We start from the raw sequence: 14402 nt of genomic DNA, 5'->3' as shown, positions 1-14402 counted from the left end.
CACTTTTTCTGGCTAAGGTCAGTATAACTTTTGCTTGAAATAACTGTTTAGAGGTTGTCCGGAAACTAGTAAATTCAAGCATATTCCCTCTTTAACATAACCCTACTCATAGCTAGGTATATGAAATTCTCAGTGGATGTTGTGAGTAAATCATACTCCTTCGATAGCCTTCTATTCCTATTAACCCAAGCAAAAGTCCTTTCTACAACCCATCTTCTTGGCTGTACTTTAAACCCTTGTTCTCTTGTTGGTAGTAGCTCAGGTGGCGTATCTTTGTGCACCCAAAATCTACATGGAGGCCTTTTAACAATTTCAATATCTATGTCATATTCTTCCTTTATGTGATTCTTTAAATTTCTTCCTTGGTATCCCATGTCAGCCCACATTTTTTTAACTTTAGTATATTTTGTTCTCATATTGTTTAATGCTATTTTAATACCATCTCTATCATTTTCGTTAGCAGCGCCTACGTAACAACCTAGTATAAAACCCTGAGTGTCTGTAATTATATGCCTTTTTCTACCCTTTACTTTTTTACTTCCATCATAGCCTTTGATCCCCCCTTTTCTGTAGTCTTTACAGATTGACTATCTACTATACAGGCACTCGGCTGCTCATTCATTCCTATTTTTCTTCTACTATATTTTGTAATTTCATAATTCATTTTCTCAAAAATTCCCTGCTTCTTCCATTGCCTGAACTGCTCATACACAGTCTTCCATAGCGGAAAATCATTTGGTAAATACCGCCATTGACACCCTGTACGCAATACATAGAAAATTGCTTCTAATATTTCTTTTTTGCTATACTTTGGCGGCCTTCCTCCTTTCTTGTATGATACTCTGAAGTGTTTTTCTATTCTTGCCCATTCCCTTTCGCTTAGATCTGTTGGATACTTTTTTCTCATCTTTACCCCGTACTAAAATTTCAGATATTATAGCCTTTTACTTGTTTCCGGACAACCTCTTATAGCATTTCTCATAATAGTCCGAATAGGTCATAGGAAGGCAGAATCAACAGCACGACGAAAGGATTCGAATAGAGGAATGTTTTTCCTGGCTCTGTTTTTTATAGCAAACCAATGATGCTCAATTTTGTTAAAATCTGGAGAATAAGGCGGCAGATACAAAATTTCTGCACCGACTCCTTTAGCGAGCTTGATAAGCTTATCAGACTTATGAAAAGTAGCATTATCAAGAATGACAGTTTGTCCAGGTTCTAAGATCGGTGCCAAAAATTGCTCAAACCATCCATTAAAAATATCCATATTACAGTGGCCTTCAAATGTTAATGGAGCAACTATCTTTCTTCTACTTAAGGCTGCAACCATGCTGATTCGTTGAGTTTTTTTTCCAGATTTTAGGGCATAAAATCGCTGTCCTTTCTGGCAATACCCATATGGATAGTCCTCCGTGTTATCAATCCCAGACTCATCTATATACACTAAGTTTTCTGGTTCTTTTGTTGCTATAATTTTTAAGAATTCAGCACGTTTTTCTTCGTTCCTTTCCTTGTATCCATATGTCTTTTTTTGCGCGTAAATCCAATTTTTCTGAGAGCTCGGTGGATCGTTTCGATACTAACGTTGCCCCAAAGTTTAGCCATTTCCGACAGAGTTTTTCTACCGTGTTTTTTAGCAAATTCGATAAACTTATTCCAGTCGATAATTTTCTGATTGTAACCTCCATTACCGAGTTTTTTGACTGAAAGTCGCCTGTTTCTTTTTTTCTTTGCTGCCACTCCCACAAAGTAGTTCGTCCAATTTTAAATCTTGCTGCCACTGCTTCTCTGCTTTCCCCTTCGTCTAGTGCTTCCATTGCTTTTTTTCTTAAATCATAACTATATGCTGCCGGCATCCAACCTCCTTATCGCCATCTACCCTTAATCTTATCATATCCGGACTTCTGTGGAAAGAGCTATAAATGCTTAATAACCGCGATTCAGTTGCTTTTAAACCGCAACTAATCTAAATTAGAAACATTAAGAAATTTACTAAACAGAAAAAAAGGCAAAAGAAACCCTAGGGTAGCTAGTTATTCACTATCCATTTTTTAAGTTGGCGTTTTTTTATGTTTTAAACGCTTTATAAGCGCGTTTCAGCTTATGTAGGTAGAAGTTTTATAAAGACATAAGGTGCACATAGTGCAAAAAATTAAACATGAGACGCCAGATACGTGAGTTTTTTTGTCATTTAATCTGTACAGAGAAGATAAATAAATAGCTTCACTTTCATGATAAGGGGGCTGGCAGAGTTTGTCAAGTAAGTTTTTTCGTTTCTAACGGTTGTTGCCAAAAACTATACAAGAAGTCTTTTAAGATCAATCACTTATCTTCAAGGCTTGAATAAAAGCATTCTGTGGAATATTTACGTTCCCTATAGAATGTAACCTTTTTTTACCCTTCTTTTGCTTTTCAAGTAGTTTCATTCTTCGCGTTACATCCCCACCATAGAGTTTAGCTGTTACATCTTTTCTGTATGGGTTAATCGTTTCTCTGGCAATGATTTTTCCGCCCACTGCCGCTTGAATCGCGATTTTGTATTGCTGACGTGGTATTAGATCCTTCAAGCGTGCACATATTTCACGCCCCCTTTTTTCTGCCCTACTTTTGTGAACAATACAGGCTAATGCATCTACGGGCTCTCCATTAATTAAAAAGCTTAATTTATCTATTTGGCTTACCAGATAGCTGGAAATTTCCCAATCCAAACTTGCATATCCTTTGGAAATTGATTTTAATCGATCATAAAAGTCAAAAACAACTTCAGACAGTGGTAATTTATATCTTAACAATGCTGTTGTTGTGTTACCAATGTAAGATAAATCCTCCTGTTCTCCCCTCCTTTCTTCACATAGAGATAGAATCTCTCCCAAGTATTGGTCAGGGACCATTATGGTTGCGGTAATCCACGGTTCTTCCACAATTTCAATTTTCGTTGGATCTGGCATATCACTTGGGTTATGAATATTCAAAACTTCACCACTTCGTGTTGTAACCCTATATATAACACTCGGTGCAGTTGCTGTTAGATCTAAATCAAACTCTCTCTCGAGTCTTTCTTGAATAACTTCAAGATGCAACATTCCCAAAAAACCACAACGAAATCCATAGCCTAGTGCATTTGAAGTTTCAGCTTCGAAGGTAAAACTTGCATCATTTAAATGTAACTTCTCTAGAGCTTCCCTTAGATATTTAAAATCATCCGTTTTGTGAGGGAAAATGCTACAAAATACCACAGGATGCACTTCTTTAAATCCAGGAAGTGCTTCACTACAAGGTCTCTTTTCCTCAGTGATAGTGTCTCCTACCTTGCAGTCTGCTACTTCCTTCATTGAAGCAGTTATAAAACCAACTTCACCCGCTGAAAGTTCACCCGTCATCACTTTTTTAGGGGTGAAAATACCGATATTATCTATCTGATATGTAGCATTATTAGACATCATAACAATTCTCATGCCTTTTTTTAGCACTCCATTTTTAACTCGCACTAAAATTACTACTCCTAAGTAAGTGTCATACCAACTATCAACCAAAATTGCTTGCAATGGAGCATTTACATCACCTTGAGGAGCTGGAAGTTTTGCTACTATTGCTTCCAGTACATCTTTTATTCCAAGTCCAGTTTTTGCTGATATTAAAACTGACTCACTTGCGTCAATGCCAATTACTTCCTCAACCTGGAGTTTTACCTTTTCTGGATCTGCAGCAGGAAGATCAACTTTATTGAGCACAACTATTATTTCATGGTTGTTGTCAATAGCTTTATATACATTTGCAAGGGTTTGTGCTTCAACGCCCTGGCTACTATCTACCACTAAAAGTGAACCTTCACATGCGGCTAAGCTTCGGCTTACCTCGTAAGAAAAGTCAACGTGACCTGGGGTGTCCATGAGATTTAGGCAATATTGATTACCGTCGTTTGCCGTATAATTGAGTTTTACCGTCTGTGCCTTAATTGTAATCCCACGTTCGCGTTCTATATCCATTGAATCGAGTATTTGATTGATCATTTCTCTTGCTTCAAGGCCGTTACATTCCTCTATTAAACGGTCAGCAAGCGTTGACTTACCGTGGTCTATATGCGCTATTATTGCAAAATTTCTTATGTTGTTCATTTATGGCTATTTTACTTAAGTAGAACCATTTTACATTTTAAGTGTTGTGAGGGCAATCCTTTATTAAGAGACTATTTACTCCTTCAACATAGACGACACTTTTTTCGAGCAGGAAATCACTTTATTAACCATATAGTTTTCATGATTATTATCTATTTTAGGCAACTCATACAGATAATTTACCATCATTCCAGCCGACTGACTAATACCTTTTTCAGAAGTATCCGCCATCCAGTTTAATTGTTTTATCGATGCACCATTGCTTAAATGAAAATGCGCCACCGGATCATAAGCATTCCCATTACTATTATTCACTTTTAGTAAATAATATGCACATAGTTTAAGCATGCATTGTTTAGTTTCATTTATACATTCAACGTTAATTTTTAATTGCTCTGCACTTTCTAAAATTTCTGCACTAGATTGTTTTATATTTAGTTTGCCCAATAAAGTGACATCTTGGTTTAGATTGTTTTTTAGCCATTTCGTAAAGCCAGGTATTGGAGAAAGAGTTGCATATGTTTTTATACTTTTAAACTCCTGTGATAGCTTTTCTACAACCCTTTTGATCAAAAAATTACCAAGGCTGATTCCAGATAACCCTGCTTGAGTGTTTGATATTGAATAGAATATAGCAGTGCTTGCATTACTCGGATCATTTGAAGGTACTGACTCATCTAAAAGGTGTTGAATACTATCTGCAATCTTATCCACCAATGCAACCTCTACAAAAATTAGAGGTTCGTTTGGTATCTTGTAATGAAAAAAAGCAAAACAGAGACCCAGCCTGTTTTTTAAGTCATCCCAAGAGGAAATTTTATGCACAGCTTCATATTTTATAAGTTTTTCTAGCAATGATGCAGGTGAATCCCAGGTGATTTGACGAAGATCAAGTAGATCAACATCAACCCAAGTATAGAGTATATTTTTTAATTCGCTTTCTAGTGGATTCAAGCTTCTATATTGGTTCTTTAGCTTAAGCACGTCAGAACGCATATCAACAATAAACTTAAGGCCTTCTGGTAAAGAAATAAATTGCTTCAATATTTTAGAACGCGGTGATTCAAGAATTTTTATTAAATCCTGTTCAAATTTATAGTTTAACTCGGGATCTTGGTTTTTCTTATACTCTCTAATTTTCTCATCTATTTCCGCTTTATTCGGATTAAATTTTTCTGCCAGGGTTTGTAGAAATTTTATTTTACCTTTCTCTGATAAGCTTAAGTACAAGTTACCAAGAGATACAGCGTTTTTACGTGCTGAAACCTCCCCTCCCTTTGGATTTAAGCACTCGTTCATCTTCAAGACTAAATTATCGATATCGCGACTGTTGCTTAAATCAGGACTGATGTTACCAATCCACGATCTTACAGCATCTGCCACTCCACCTAGTATTTTAAAAAAGCTTCTTACCGCCTTTTTGTCTTCAACTTTCACTATATCAGTTTTTACCAATGATTCTTTTGTCATAGATTCCCTTTATTATACATAGCTAATGCAAGTCAGGGTCATACCGCCGCGTTATCCCGCTAACAAGCAGCGGGATGACGGTTGTCGGTAAACCCAAGTTATTTTAGCTACATATAGCTTAAGTTAAAGGAAAATTTTAGCTACATAGCAGGCACTATTACTGAATTATTAATAATTCAGTAATACAATAGACTTCTTGCACTACCTCCCAAGCCACAACTGTCATTCAGTAGAAACGAAAAAACTTGCTTGACAAACTCCGCCAGCCCACTTATCATGAAACTGAAGCTATTGTATTTGCTTTCGCCAATCTGCAGATTAAAAGGTAAGGATTACTTAATGTATCGGCGTCTTATGTTCAATTTTTTGCAGTGTATAGATACTGTATGTCTTTACAAAACTTCATCTACATCTAGATTTTTATCTAAATAAGCTGAACGCGCTTATAAAGCGTTACAAGACATCAAAAAATGCCAATACTCGACAGAGATAGTAAAAGACTAGCTAACTCGGGGATTCTTTGTCTTTTTTTCTGCTTAGTAAATTTCTTAAACATTTGCAGCGTAAGTTAGTTGCAATTAAAAGCAGCTGAATTTCGCTTGTCAAGCGTTTAAAACATAAAAAACGCCAATATTTTAAAGCGGATAATAACCACGGGGCTTCTTTTGCCTTTTTTTTCGTTTGGTAAATTTCTTAATGTTTATAGCTAAACGACAATCGTCATCCCGCTACGTGTTAGCGGGATCTATGCTTTGAGATACCGCGAATGAATCGCGGTATGACGGTGTAGATGATGGTTAAGTAATTCGTCATCCCGCTGCTTGTTAGCGGGATCTAGAGATACCGCGAATGAATCGCGGTATGACGGTTCGCGGCGGCGTGACGATAAGCTCGTCATCCCGCTGCTTGTTAGCGGGATCTATGTTAAGGTATAGTAGGGGATCTATGTTAAGAGATACCGCGAATGAATCGCGGTATGACGGTGTAATGATGGTTAAGTAATTCGTCATCCCGCTGCTTGTTAGCGGGATCTATGTTAAGGTATGACGGTTAAGTAAGGGATCTATGTTAAGAGATACCGCGAATGAATCGCGGTATGACGGTGTAATGACGGTTAAGCAATTCGTCATCCTGCTGCTTGTTAGCGGCTAAGAGATACCGCGGCGGTATGACGTAGGACTGCTGTCATTCAAGTAGCTGAAACTGGAATGACACGTCATAAAGGAACCAGTGTCAGCTACTTGGATGATACCTTTTTTCTACTTAGTTTGGGTTATGCAAGAAGTCTATTTACTTCTTAACTTGACGCACATGATGTCTTGCAGCATCATCTACTGTCTCTAAATAAATCATTGCTAGACATATACCACTGTGTACTTCTACGGATACCTTATTGCCTAAACTTCGATTAAAGCAAGAATTTTTTCCCGGAAAAGCAAGATTACTAAGGTGCAGTTCCCATTTTAATCCTTTAGTTGATATTTGAGCTCTCGGTATACCAAGTAAAGATATTTTAGTATTTTTTGGCAAAGAAAAAAAATGGGTAATACCTTTTTGTAAAGTGTAACCTACCATGGGAGGTGAAGGTGTGTAAAAGATACTGCCCGTACTTAGAAAAATGTTAATATTCTGTAGTATGTGATCAATTGCTCCTCCAGTAATACCCGTTACTATTGATGGCAATAACTTTACTGTTTTTAAGTGAGCCATTGCTTTAGAAAAGTCGCAATAATCTTGATCAGGTAGATATATCGTATTCAAATTAGCACGTAAATCCAGATTTACGCTATCCAAATCTCCTACTACAAGATCAGGTTTTACGCCAATTGATAGAAGCTTGTTTGCTCCTCCATCTACAGCAATAATAGGTATATCTCGTTTAAAAAACGATGAGCTCGGTATTTTTCCATTTAGCACTACAATAGAACGATATTGTTGTTGTGTACTGCAGTGCAGCACATGATCATGGTGCAGGTTTTGCATCGTAGTAACATTTTTGAATAATTGATATTATGCTAATCACTAATCCAGCAATATTGCTAAGCACCACAAAAATTGAGCTCTGGTAAAGACCATAGCCAATCCAAGACAATGAACAAATAAGATAGTTTACTAACATTAACATCGATACATCACGAGTAACTTTAGTGATATATGCTTTATATACTTGAGGTGATAATCCAATTAGAGATGCAATTAACGCAATGAAGCCGAAGCATTCTTCAATATTTATATACATACATTTTCCTACGCTTGCTTTAACATATCAGGTTCAAAGGGTTGTACTTTATGTACTCTCAGCTTTTCTAGAGCACCCCTAATGCGTGTAATTTATAACATCATTTAGTCTATTAATCAAGAAATTAATAGTGACTTGCATTTATGAAACCCAATCGGCTTCTATGCTAATTATTATCTAAACTAATCGTCGGTTGTGCATCTTGCTCAGAGATCAGGGTAACCAACAAATTATTTATCAATTGAACCTTTTGCTTGCCATCTAATTGTAAGCTTTTGTTTTTTTCAAAATGAGCTATTACTTCCTCGACAATTCCTATTGCATTTTGCACTATATGCCTTCTTGCCGAAGTGATAGCATGTGCTTGTTGACGCCTTAACATTGCTTGTGCAATCTCGGACGAATACGCCAAATGCGATATTCTTGCTTCTGTAATCTCAATTCCTGCAATATCTAATCTTTGTTGTAACATTGACCGCAATTCATCTGAAATTTTATCAGAATTTTTACGTAAAGATTCCTCATTGCTCTCGCTGTCATACGGATAGTTACTAGCTAATTCTCTTATTACTGAGTCACTTTGTACAAAAACAAATTCGTGATAGTTGTTAACATTATAATACGCCTTTGCAGGGCTATTTACTCTCCAAACAATCACTGCTGAAATCTCTATTGGACTTCCATTGGCATCATTCACTTTTATTTTTTCTGTGTTGATATTTTGAAATTTTAGGGAAACTATATATTTGCTTGAAAAGGGAAGCGTTACACATATTCCAGACTTAAAATAAGTTCCAATATAATGACCAAAAAATTCTATCACTCTTGCTTCATTAGGGTCATTAATAAAAAATCCTTGAAGAAAAGTCAAAATTGAAACGGCAGCAACTCCAAGTGCAATTGTGCTGTCATATGCCAAAAAAAGCAGCGATAAAATTAATCCTAGCGCTATTAGTACAGGAAAAAACCGGAGTTGACTTAAATTTCTATCGTTTATCGTATTCTTATCCATATTGTCTTTAAACTTCTTTTTCACTTGAACCCTCTCTGTTGATCGTTTTATTTATCTTATTTACAAATAGTTTAAACTCTCTTAATTCATGATCAGGCAATTTTACTTCAGTTTTATGTGCTATCGTAAGCGGATCAATGTGTTTGCCATTATATATAACTTCGTAATGTAAATGGGGTCCTGTTGCAACACCAGTGCTACCAACATAAGCGATGATCTGCCCCTGCTTTACTTTAGAGCCTAACTTTATATCGCCACTAAATCTACTTACATGCGCGTAACAGGTTGAATATTCATTTTTGTGTTTTATTTTGATGTAATTTCCATAGCCACCATTCTTTCCTATATATTCTATCACACCCTCTGCAGCAGCGTATATGGGAGTGCCAAGTTTAGCTGCATAATCCACTCCTTTGTGAAAAACAATTTTACCGCGAATAGGGTGCTTTCTATTACCAAATTTCGAGGATACGCGATAATCTCCATTTAAAGGATTTGCAAAAATTTCGCCATTTTTTAAGCTTATTCCTTCTTTATTAAAATATCTTTCTTTGCCGTCTTGCGATTTATAATGATATAAACTAATAGCTTTCTTGTTTATTGTCAGTGAAGCATATAAAATTTTTTCTTCAGTCTTCTGATTATTAGGCAATCTCTCAAAAAGAACCTCCAATTTACTCTTCGGCACAATGTCTTTTTTAAAATCAACACCGAAATCTTTATATATGTTGATCAATTTCACCACTGTATTTGGCGCCAACCCTTCCGTGGCAAAAAAGGAAGATTTTATGGTACTGGATATGAATAACAACTTTCTATCACTTTCTGTCGTCAAAGTAGCTTTTTTTTTTCTGATTCCATGCTGGAATGGCTGTGCAAGATCTGTTGATGTTTCAGCGGTATATAACGGTAAGATAAAGAGCAGCATAAATACAATCAGCTTCATCATTTAAACAGCATCAACAAAAGTAAAATTACCTTCCACATACTGTACATCATCATTATCTTCTAATTCTTCAACCAATGCAGATAATTTATCAATCAACTCTTTATCGCTAATTTCAATCAGATCTTTTGGCTGCCATGAAAGACGAGCAAGTTCTGGTTCTCCGAATTTTGCATAAAAGGCATCGCGTACTTTACCAAAATCTTTTATTTCACAAGTTATAACGTGTAATCCTTCTTTGTCATTTTCCTCAACATTCAATACTTCTAATTCGATTCCATGACTGAATAAATCATCAAAATTCACACCCTCTGCTTTATAGACGATTAAGCCTACATGATCGAAAAGGTAACTAACACTTCCTGTTTCTCCTAAATTTCCACCTTTACGAGAAAAGATATAACGTACCTCAGAAGCAGTACGGTTGCGGTTATTAGTCAAGGCATGGACAATGAGTGCAGTGCCAGAAGGCCCATGACCTTCATATTGTATTTCCTCGTAATTTTCTCCAGCAACGTTACCAGTTGCATTTTTTATTGCTGTTTCTATTTTATCTTTTGGTAGATTTTCCTTGCGTGCAGCAAATATAGCAGAGCGAAGGCGCGGGTTGAGTTCGGGTAGCCCTTGCTTTGCAGCAACTGCTATTTCTCTAATCATCTTCGTAAATTTTTGAGAGCGCTTTGCATCCTGAGCGCCTTTCCGATGTTTTATATTTGAAAATTGTGAATGACCAGCCATATTCAAATAGTTAAAAACCTAATTATATATCAAAGCATAGAAAAAGCTAAAGCAAATTTTCAAGCCTCTGGCTTGGCATCTTGCAGGTTTTCTGCTAATAACATACTTTCATACTGCTCAGCTTCTAAGTCAAGGCCAAGAGCTGAATGGGCTGCTATTAAATGGTTAATAGACTTAGAAAAATATTTAGAATCCTTATAGCTTGCCATATTCTGGAAACGCTTAATTGCTGCTAAATATTCACCACGCCTCAGGTAAAATTTACCGATAGAATACTCTTTTGTTGATATATGTTCTGTGATTAATTTTGCTCTTTCCTTTATCTCGTCTACATATTCGCTGCCTGGAAAGAGATTAATGTACTCAGTGGCTAGCTCTAAAGTTTTATATGCAGTTTGCTGTCCAAGTTGCACTTTATTAATTTGCATGTAATAAGATAATACTCTTAAGTAGTATACATATGGTAAATCTTCACCATTTGAATAAACATATATATAATCAGCCATATCACTTGCAGCACTGCTATAGTTACCCATATTATAGTGAGAGACCACAGATAATAATTTTGCTTTCATTGCCCAATAAGAAAAAGGATACAAATCCTCTATCTTATGAAATGCCCTAATAGCTTGTTTATATTTTTTCTGGTCAAAAAGTTCAACTGCTTCTTCATATAGTTCAGTTTCAGTTTTTTCAAGATCATCCGCATACGATTGTGTAAAGGAGCAAATTAGGAAAATAAAGCACGTGATTAAAGTCTTATACATAAGATTTTTTTCGATCAAAATAAAGTATAGACCTAAATATTACTTAAATAAATAAATTTCTTAGGCAATAGCCGGTCCTTCTTCTTTATAACTACGGTCAGAACTACCTGCATTTCTTGATTCACCTCGTCCTTCCACTTTTGGATCTTTCAGCGTCTTACTGTAGGAATGTATAGTTAAGACCTGTACAGCCATAAAAATTGCAATACCTATCAAGCCTAAAGTAGGTCCAACAGCAGGATTTAAGGACGATGCTAATGCTATTAACATTATCCTTCTTATTAAAAACACAGAAGAACCAGCAAGCGCCAATCCGGCTACAGATATATTGCTAGTTTTCTTGCTAGATTTCTCATCAAGATCAGACTTTTCTGTTTCCTTTTTCTTATTTTTTTCATGCTTATCAATATAAGAAACAAGAGTTGCAAGAAAAGCAATTGCATTGGCAAGAAATAAAATTGCATCCTCTGCTGCTTCAAGTGAAGATGTTTCACCCATTATCATACCTACAATAACCAGTGCAGTTGTTATAGCCTCAATATAGATCAAACACTGACCTATATCAGAAATATTGTGCTCTTTTTCCTTTACTTCCTTTCCATTTTCAATAATCTCCAACTCTCGTTCTTTTTGTGCTATCTTCCTATTATTATAAATTAAATATAGCGTACAAATAAGAGATAAGACTGTAAAAGGTAATATAGTGTGGCTTAGCGCGCCACTTATCACGCCAAGTAATACCTGATCGCTATATGTTTTTTCCAGTTCAATCGCCATCAGCAATGTAAATGGGACCATTGTTGCCAATGATGCACATTTTCTATATAGCTCTCTTTTTTTTAGTGCTAATAGTTCTTGTTCTAGCCTTTCTCTTTTGACTTCTTTATCAACTGTTGGCCAAAAATCCAAAAAAAACTCTTCTAATGGTTCAAAATCTCTTTTTTTCTTATTCTTTCCTGGAACCTTTTTAGTAGAAGAAAATTTGCCACTAGGTATTTTCATAATATTAACCTAATTAGTAGTAAGTTAATACAATTATACACCTTTTTGCTTTCTGAGTCAATATCACTAAGATATTAACTACTCTTGTCTATTAACTATTTCCTAGGAGATTTAATCAATCTATTTGATGCAGGCTAGGATATAATTATAGCCTGACCACATAGTTATAATAGCTGCAACCCATAAACAAATCGCACCTGTATATTGAATCATATAATAATCGTTCATTATTAGCGCTACTACAGCAACCATCTGCAAAAATGTTTTAATTTTTCCAGCTTTGCTTACAGGTAGACTAACATTTGTAGCTATCAAAAACTCCCGCAAACCCGAGACTAATATCTCCCTACAGATGATGATAATCGATGGTACTATTGTAAAATCATTTATCTTCTGCTTATAAACTAGCATAATTATCGTTGAAACCACTATTAATTTATCAGCAATTGGATCAAATAGCTTGCCAAATTTTGATTGGACTTTCCACGCACGCGCCAAGTAACCATCAAAAAAATCCGTAATGCACGCAAACACAAAGATTGATATTGTTATCAGGCCTGCATATTTATTTTCTATATAAAAACTTAATATTATTGCTGGTATTGCAAGTGCACGAGAAATTGTAAGCAAATTAGGCACGTTTTTTTTAAGCATGTAATATCATCTTACGTAATAGGTAAACTTATACAGAAGTACAACAGAGTTCACAAGTTAATAGTTTACAATTGAACATTTATAAAAACTCCATATACTTAAAAAATACAAGCTTAAAATATAAGGATGTAATGATGAACGATGATTTAGATAGTACCACAAAACAAGAAGCGCTTAAGTATCACAGCAGAGGTGGTAACCCTGGTAAAATTTCAATCATGCCAACAAAACCTTTATCTACCCAGTATGATTTGTCACTTGCTTATTCCCCTGGTGTTGCAGCTCCGTGCCTTGAAATAGCTAAAAATCCTGAGGTTGTTTATGATTATACAGCAAAAAGCAACTGTGTTGCTGTCATTTCAAATGGCACTGCAGTGCTTGGACTTGGTAATATCGGTCCTCTTGCTGCAAAACCTGTCATGGAAGGCAAAGCTGTTTTATTTAAGCGTTTTGCTGATATTGATGCAGTTGATATAGAAGTTGGTACAGAAAATATAGAAGATTTCATCAATGCAGTAAGGTATCTTGGGCCAAGTTGGGGGGGGATAAATTTAGAAGATATAAGATCTCCCGATTGTTTTATAATAGAGAAACGCCTGAATGAACTGATGGATATTCCAGTGTTCCATGATGACCAGCATGGAACTGCGGTGGTTGTTGCAGCTGGCATAGAAAATGCTCTTGATATTGTTGAAAAGAAATTAGAGGACGTTAAGATCATTATGAATGGTGCTGGAGCAGCCGGTATTGCATGTTTAGAAATACTAAAGTCCATGGGCGCTAAAAATATAGTGCTGTGTGATAAGCAAGGAGTAATATACAAAGGTAGAAACGAGGATATGAATGAGTGGAAGGAAAAGTATGCAATTGATACTTCCGAACGTTCTCTACTTGATACAATAAAAGGCGCTGATGTATTCATCGGACTATCTGCAAAAGATGTGTTAAATGAAGAGATGTTAAAGAGTATGGGCAAAGACCCGATTATTTTTGCTCTTGCCAATCCCGATCCAGAAGTAAGGCCTGAGTTTGCAAAATCTGTGAGGCCAGATGCAATAATTGCAACTGGTAGGTCAGATTACAACAACCAAGTCAACAACGTAATGGGTTTTCCTTATATATTTAGAGGGGCACTTGATGTACATGCAACAACAATAAATGATGAAATGAAAATTGCAGCTGCAGATGCAATAGCAAAGCTTGCCCGTGAGCCAGTACCAGGTGAGATATCTGCAGTCTATGGCGGTCGTAAAATGGGCTATGGACGTGAATATATAATACCTACTCCATTTGACCCAAGATTAATTTCTATAGTAGCTTCTGCTGTTGCAAAAGCCGCAGTTGATTCAGGTGTTGCAAGAAAGGCAATACAAGATTGGAGTAAATATGAAAATCAATTAAAATCTCGTCTTTCTAATGTTCTCAGCACGCTGAATTTACTATCTTCACATATGTAATT

At 36.0% G+C, this 14402-nt stretch carries 12 protein-coding genes, 1 pseudogene and 1 riboswitch; of the genes and pseudogenes, 1 reads left to right on the top strand and 12 read right to left on the bottom strand.

All coding sequences use genetic code 11. The features are described from left to right. Positions 1 to 74: 74 nt before the first annotated feature. The 12 genes and pseudogenes from ABWU67_RS03680 to pgsA all read right to left on the bottom strand — a co-directional run bounded on the left by ABWU67_RS03680 (position 75) and on the right by pgsA (position 12943). Positions 75 to 907, bottom strand: a protein-coding gene (locus ABWU67_RS03680) for an IS5-like element ISWpi1 family transposase (protein ID WP_353282041.1) whose coding sequence is annotated in 2 segments (ribosomal slippage) — positions 75 to 538 and positions 538 to 907 — 834 coding nt in all. Because the reading frame shifts where the segments join, the coding sequence is not laid out codon by codon here. A 90-nt stretch (positions 908 to 997) separates the two neighbouring features. Next, positions 998 to 1856 (bottom strand): annotated as a pseudogene (locus ABWU67_RS03675) (IS630 family transposase). 462 nt (positions 1857 to 2318) lie between these two features. After that, positions 2319 to 4115, bottom strand: a complete 1797-nt coding sequence (gene lepA, locus ABWU67_RS03670; RefSeq protein WP_353282210.1) for a translation elongation factor 4 — start codon at positions 4113 to 4115, stop codon at positions 2319 to 2321. A 75-nt stretch (positions 4116 to 4190) separates the two neighbouring features. Then, on the bottom strand, positions 4191 to 5585 hold the full coding sequence (locus ABWU67_RS03665) for a malonyl-CoA decarboxylase (protein ID WP_353282209.1): 1395 nt from the start codon (positions 5583 to 5585) through the stop codon (positions 4191 to 4193). A gap of 1290 nt (positions 5586 to 6875) precedes the next feature. Beyond that, positions 6876 to 7568 carry a thiamine diphosphokinase gene (locus ABWU67_RS03660; protein ID WP_010962623.1) on the bottom strand — a complete coding sequence of 231 codons (693 nt, stop codon included), beginning with the start codon at positions 7566 to 7568 and terminating at the stop codon, positions 6876 to 6878. Next, positions 7549 to 7824, bottom strand: a complete 276-nt coding sequence (locus ABWU67_RS03655; RefSeq protein ID WP_006280002.1) for a SemiSWEET family sugar transporter — start codon at positions 7822 to 7824, stop codon at positions 7549 to 7551. The genes ABWU67_RS03660 and ABWU67_RS03655 overlap by 20 nt, the downstream gene beginning before the upstream one ends. Then, positions 7813 to 7914: riboswitch (TPP riboswitch) on the bottom strand. (Overlaps the previous gene by 12 nt.) Positions 7915 to 7990: 76 nt before the next feature. Then, positions 7991 to 8836, bottom strand: coding sequence for an SPFH domain-containing protein (locus ABWU67_RS03650; RefSeq protein WP_353282230.1), 846 nt, complete (start codon positions 8834 to 8836; stop codon positions 7991 to 7993). Between the two features lie 7 nt (positions 8837 to 8843). Continuing rightward, entirely contained in the window at positions 8844 to 9782 is a 939-nt protein-coding gene (locus ABWU67_RS03645; protein ID WP_264329854.1) for a M23 family metallopeptidase, read from the bottom strand. A 3-nt stretch (positions 9783 to 9785) separates the two neighbouring features. Continuing rightward, entirely contained in the window at positions 9786 to 10520 is a 735-nt protein-coding gene (locus ABWU67_RS03640) for a YebC/PmpR family DNA-binding transcriptional regulator (protein WP_341822176.1), read from the bottom strand. Positions 10521 to 10579: 59 nt separating this feature from the next. After that, entirely contained in the window at positions 10580 to 11287 is a 708-nt protein-coding gene (locus tag ABWU67_RS03635; protein WP_353282208.1) for an outer membrane protein assembly factor BamD, read from the bottom strand. Between the two features lie 60 nt (positions 11288 to 11347). Then, complete coding sequence (locus tag ABWU67_RS03630; protein WP_353282207.1) at positions 11348 to 12289, bottom strand: hypothetical protein; 942 nt, start codon at positions 12287 to 12289, stop codon at positions 11348 to 11350. Between the two features lie 120 nt (positions 12290 to 12409). Next, positions 12410 to 12943 carry a CDP-diacylglycerol--glycerol-3-phosphate 3-phosphatidyltransferase gene (gene pgsA / locus ABWU67_RS03625; protein ID WP_341821647.1) on the bottom strand — a complete coding sequence of 178 codons (534 nt, stop codon included), beginning with the start codon at positions 12941 to 12943 and terminating at the stop codon, positions 12410 to 12412. Between the two features lie 134 nt (positions 12944 to 13077). On the opposite strand from pgsA, the gene ABWU67_RS03620 reads away from it, so the two are divergent. Further along, positions 13078 to 14400 (top strand): malic enzyme-like NAD(P)-binding protein, encoded by a 1323-nt coding sequence (locus ABWU67_RS03620; protein ID WP_341822178.1) that lies wholly within the window; start codon positions 13078 to 13080, stop codon positions 14398 to 14400. Positions 14401 to 14402: the final 2 nt, after the last annotated feature.

Source organism: Wolbachia endosymbiont (group A) of Aleiodes leptofemur (genome assembly GCF_964028465.1).
Lineage (GTDB): Bacteria > Pseudomonadota > Alphaproteobacteria > Rickettsiales > Anaplasmataceae > Wolbachia > Wolbachia pipientis.
The sequence above is the reverse complement of the archived record's forward strand: the minus strand, read 5'-3'. Positions and strand labels throughout refer to the sequence as shown.

Excerpts from the sequence above, each read along its gene's own strand:
- ABWU67_RS03660 (WP_010962623.1), bottom strand. The coding sequence starts at position 7,568 with ATGCAAAACCTGCACCATGATCATGTGCTGCACTGCAGTACACAACAA.
- ABWU67_RS03620 (WP_341822178.1), top strand. The coding sequence starts at position 13,078 with ATGAACGATGATTTAGATAGTACCACAAAACAAGAAGCGCTTAAGTAT.
- pgsA (WP_341821647.1), bottom strand. The coding sequence starts at position 12,943 with ATGCTTAAAAAAAACGTGCCTAATTTGCTTACAATTTCTCGTGCACTT.
- ABWU67_RS03665 (WP_353282209.1), bottom strand. The coding sequence starts at position 5,585 with ATGACAAAAGAATCATTGGTAAAAACTGATATAGTGAAAGTTGAAGAC.
- ABWU67_RS03630 (WP_353282207.1), bottom strand. The coding sequence starts at position 12,289 with ATGAAAATACCTAGTGGCAAATTTTCTTCTACTAAAAAGGTTCCAGGA.
- lepA (WP_353282210.1), bottom strand. The coding sequence starts at position 4,115 with ATGAACAACATAAGAAATTTTGCAATAATAGCGCATATAGACCACGGT.
- ABWU67_RS03645 (WP_264329854.1), bottom strand. The coding sequence starts at position 9,782 with ATGAAGCTGATTGTATTTATGCTGCTCTTTATCTTACCGTTATATACC.
- ABWU67_RS03655 (WP_006280002.1), bottom strand. The coding sequence starts at position 7,824 with ATGTATATAAATATTGAAGAATGCTTCGGCTTCATTGCGTTAATTGCA.
- ABWU67_RS03650 (WP_353282230.1), bottom strand. The coding sequence starts at position 8,836 with ATGGATAAGAATACGATAAACGATAGAAATTTAAGTCAACTCCGGTTT.
- ABWU67_RS03640 (WP_341822176.1), bottom strand. The coding sequence starts at position 10,520 with ATGGCTGGTCATTCACAATTTTCAAATATAAAACATCGGAAAGGCGCT.
- ABWU67_RS03635 (WP_353282208.1), bottom strand. The coding sequence starts at position 11,287 with ATGTATAAGACTTTAATCACGTGCTTTATTTTCCTAATTTGCTCCTTT.